This window comes from Arthrobacter sp. H14 (genome assembly GCF_000520495.1).
In the GTDB taxonomy this organism is placed as follows: Bacteria; Actinomycetota; Actinomycetes; order Actinomycetales; family Micrococcaceae; genus Arthrobacter_C.
The window spans coordinates 30,551-34,071 of the sequence record NZ_KI914704.1 but is presented as its reverse complement, the minus strand read 5'-3'; the positions used below and the strand labels follow the sequence as shown (position 1 = coordinate 34,071).

The window sequence follows — 3,521 nt, the reverse complement described above, 5'->3', positions numbered from 1 at the left end:
AGTCGTCGGCGCCGCCTTCCAGTCCTGCCACGGTGTCGTCGACAGAGCTGCGCGCTGTCAGGATAATAACCGGACTGTTGTTTCGGTTTTCCCGCAGCCGCCGCAGCACGGTAAATCCATCCTGGTCCGGCAATCCCAAATCGAGCACGATCAGCTCGAAGTCGCCGGTTTGGGCCAGATCATATCCGTCCCGGCCGGTGGTGGCCACGGTTGGAACATATCCGGCGGAGCGCAATCCTTTAGCGACGAAGGAGCTGATGCGGTCTTCGTCTTCAATAAGGAGGATCTGGCTCATCGGGCTCTCTCTCGGTCTGACACGGCGGATTCAGGTTCGCGGTCGGGCTTGATCGGAACAGACACCCGTTCTGTTGCCTGCGTGGAACGTTCCAGTTTAACCGGCTGTCCCTTGGCTGTGTTGTTCGGCGATTGGACGGGAATCTGCTGCGTAACCGGTCCTTCGAATAGACCACGCGAGCCGTCCGCGGTGTGACGGAAGACCGGCAGGTACAGAGTGAAGATGGACCCGATTCCCGGTGAGGATTCCAGCCCGACGGTGCCGCCGTGGGCCTTCGCGATGGCGCTGACAATGGTCAGGCCCAGTCCGGATCCTTCGCTGCGGCTGGTCCGGCTGCCCCGGTTGAACCGCTCGAAAATCCGGGACTGGTCCGCCGGGTCGACGCCGATTCCTTCATCGCGGATCCACAGTTTCAGCCGGTCGCCAACCACCTGTGAGCCCAGTGCGATGGTGGAACCCGGTTCCGAGAATTTCACCGCATTGGCGGCCAGCTGCAGCCAGGCCTGCGTGATTCTGCGCGGATCCACCGAACAGGTCCGGGAGGTGCGGGCGTCAATGATCCAGCGCCGCTGGCCCAGTTGTCGTGCCTTGTCGAGGACTTCGTCGGTGAGTTTGCCGACGTCGAGCTCCTGCTCCCGGACAAAGTCCGGCCGGTCGACATTGGCCAGTGTCACCAGGTCGTCGACAAGCAGATGCATCCGGTCCAGCTCATCGAGGGCAATGGTCTGCGTGGAGCTCACATCTTCCGGATCGTTAACATCCAGAAGCTCCATATGGCCCCGGACAATGGTGATCGGAGTGCGCAACTCATGGCCGACGTCGTCAAGCAGTTGCCGTTGTGAGCCGAAGGCGTTCTGCAGCCGGTCCAGCATGGCATTGACGGTACGTGTCAGCTCGGAAAGGTCGTCATTTCCCGTCACCGGAATGCGCTGGGAGAGGTCGGATTCGCCAATATGCTGAGCGGTTTCGCGGACCAAGCGGATGGGGCGGAGCAGCCGCCCGGCAACCAGCCAGCTGACGACGGCGATCAGCAGCAGCGAGCCCAGGCCCACCAGGGAGTAGGTAAAGAACGTTTCATTGATCCGGCTGAGTTCGGCGCTGCGGTCGAAGGCCAGCACGAACAGCCCGGGTGTTGGGTCCGAGGAGAGCTGGACCGGAACGACCACCATCCGGTAATCCGTGGTGGACGTTTCCACGGTCTGGATCCGAATGGTGTCCTGCGGGTCGTACGCCTCGATCCAGTTCACGAGTTCGGTATCGTCTTCCAGGCGCACGGGAACGGGCGCGGGGGCTACAAAACGGAGTTCACCGGCGCTGAATCCGAGCATGCCCTCATTCCGGGCCGGGACCGTCCGTTGCATGGCAACCGAAACCAGTCCGTCGGCGGTGGTGAACCTTTCCAATGTGGATGGATCGATGCCGTTCTCCGCCAGCGCGCGGAACTCGGTAACCGAGCGGCCAAGGGAGTCGTTGATCATCTCATCCACCTGGTTGCGTTGCAGCAAATAGGCGGTGCCGCCCGCAACAATGAGGCCGACGGTTACCAGCGACATAACGGCGGCCAGCACACGGGCGCGTACCGTCAAGGGCCGGCGCCAACGCTGCTCAATCGCTTCCATCAGCCGTCATCCTCGTCGCGGTCCCCGTCATCATCGCGGTCGCCGCCGCTGTCATCCCCGTCCTGCCCATCATCGAGGTCGTCGGCGCGATCCTCTCTGGCATCGTCCAGGTCATCCTTGCGGTCCTCCCGTGCGTCTCTGGCGTCTTCGGCGGCCTCTCGGTCCTCGGCCTTGTCATCACGACCATTCCGGATGCCGCCCTCGTTCGCTTCACCCGGACCGTCATCGCTGACGTCATCGTCGCGGTCCCCGCCGTGGTCATCGCCGTCGTCGTTATCATCGTCATCGTCGTCCAGCGACTCCGGCTCGGCCGGCGGGACGGGAATGGGAGTTTTTGCCGTCGGTTGCGGCTCCGGCTCTGGTTCCGGGCTTTTCGTTGGGGATGGCGAGGACTGCTTGGAATCCGGATCTTCTGTGGTGGCCTTCGGTGTAGCGCTCTCCAGCGGCGACGGAGATGTCGAGACGGTGATGGATTCGCCGAGATCGACGGGTCCGGGACCCTGAAAGGTCCCCGCAACCAACAGGGCAGCGACGAGCGCACCAGCTGTCGAGACGCCGGCGAAGGCTGCCTTGCCCCAGCGCGAGTGCTCCATACAACCATTATGCTGCCCGATGATGAGACGTTTGTGAGAAAACTACAACGATCTGAGCAGTCGTGACAGCGGGACGCCTGGGGACCTGTGATCGGCGCCATGTGGCATCGACCCTGCCTGCCGATGTAGCCTAGAGATTCCAAGGGGCTATGGCGCAGTTGGTAGCGCGTCTCGTTCGCAATGAGAAGGTCCGGGGTTCGAATCCCCGTAGCTCCACCATATTTGTTGAAGTTCCAGCCGTACCTCCGCTATTGCGACACGGTAAGTGTCCTCGAGGCGTTCTGCAGGCGGAGTTGCATGAGGACTTCGATGCACCGGTTCAACTTCCACACTAGGAAAGGCCCGGTCGGGGGAAAACGTCCGGAATACCGTGTGAAAACGGTAATATGATGCCGCTTCGCTGTTTTTTAGGCGACCAGAAGGCTCTAATCAGGTAAATCGGCAGCATAATGCCGGATGGGGTGAATGGGAAGATTCGCTATCCACGGTCCGTTTTGGGCGTGCAGGTCGATGTCGCGACCGACGCCCTAATGACGTCTGCAACCATTCACGCGGGTGCGGTCGCGGTGTAAAGAGTCGCCTAAGCTGCCCGGTGGCTCCAATTGCCGTGGTCGATCTCCAAAAGGTTGCCGTTGGCATCGCAGCAGATGTTCACCGGGTCGCCGTTGTGTTCGCAGTCCTGATCGCCGCAGAGATCCGACAGGTCACCCTTATAGATGTCGGCGTGGCGCTGTTCCCATTCGTCGACCTTTTCCATGGCCCAGGCGCTGCCTTGGTCAGCCAGGATTTTCAGCTCCTCGATGGAATACCTGCCGCCCTGCTGAATCCGCTGGTCGGCAGCTGTGCTTGCTGTGGCGGTGTTCGTTCGCATCATGTGGCCAACGTACTGCGGCCCACTGAAAATTTTGGGAAACCGGGCCGCGTGTTGAATATTGGCGCCTATGGCGTCAGTCGTCCCAGCCACTTTGCGGTGTGGCGCAGCTACCGCGAAAGACATACTGCGAAGGGCGTTTC

At 61.5% G+C, this 3,521-nt stretch carries 4 protein-coding genes and 1 tRNA gene; 1 reads left to right on the top strand and 4 read right to left on the bottom strand.

Annotation, left to right across the window (positions count from 1 at the left end; all coding sequences use genetic code 11):
* The 3 genes from Y707_RS30265 to Y707_RS29290 all read right to left on the bottom strand — a co-directional run.
* On the bottom strand, positions 1–295 hold a 295-nt coding region (locus tag Y707_RS30265), incomplete at its 3' end, for a response regulator (RefSeq protein WP_035783082.1).
* A complete protein-coding gene (locus tag Y707_RS28220) occupies positions 292–1,914 on the bottom strand; it encodes a sensor histidine kinase (protein WP_253905294.1) in 1,623 nt (540 codons plus the stop codon). The genes Y707_RS30265 and Y707_RS28220, both read right to left, overlap by 4 nt.
* A complete protein-coding gene (locus Y707_RS29290) occupies positions 1,914–2,507 on the bottom strand; it encodes a hypothetical protein (RefSeq protein WP_026536520.1) in 594 nt (197 codons plus the stop codon). The genes Y707_RS28220 and Y707_RS29290 overlap by 1 nt, the downstream gene beginning before the upstream one ends.
* A 143-nt stretch (positions 2,508–2,650) precedes the next feature.
* Between Y707_RS29290 and Y707_RS0121125 the strand changes: the two genes are divergently transcribed.
* Positions 2,651–2,726 (top strand) — tRNA-Ala (locus Y707_RS0121125).
* Between the two features lie 361 nt (positions 2,727–3,087).
* Here the strand turns inward: Y707_RS0121125 and Y707_RS0121115 are convergent.
* A partial coding sequence (locus tag Y707_RS0121115) for a hypothetical protein (protein WP_216699322.1) occupies positions 3,088–3,521 on the bottom strand: 434 nt, incomplete at its 5' end.

Coding starts and splice junctions, on each gene's coding strand:
- Y707_RS28220 (WP_253905294.1), bottom strand. CDS start 1,914: ATGGAAGCGATTGAGCAGCGTTGGCGCCGGCCCTTGACGGTACGCGCC.
- Y707_RS29290 (WP_026536520.1), bottom strand. CDS start 2,507: ATGGAGCACTCGCGCTGGGGCAAGGCAGCCTTCGCCGGCGTCTCGACA.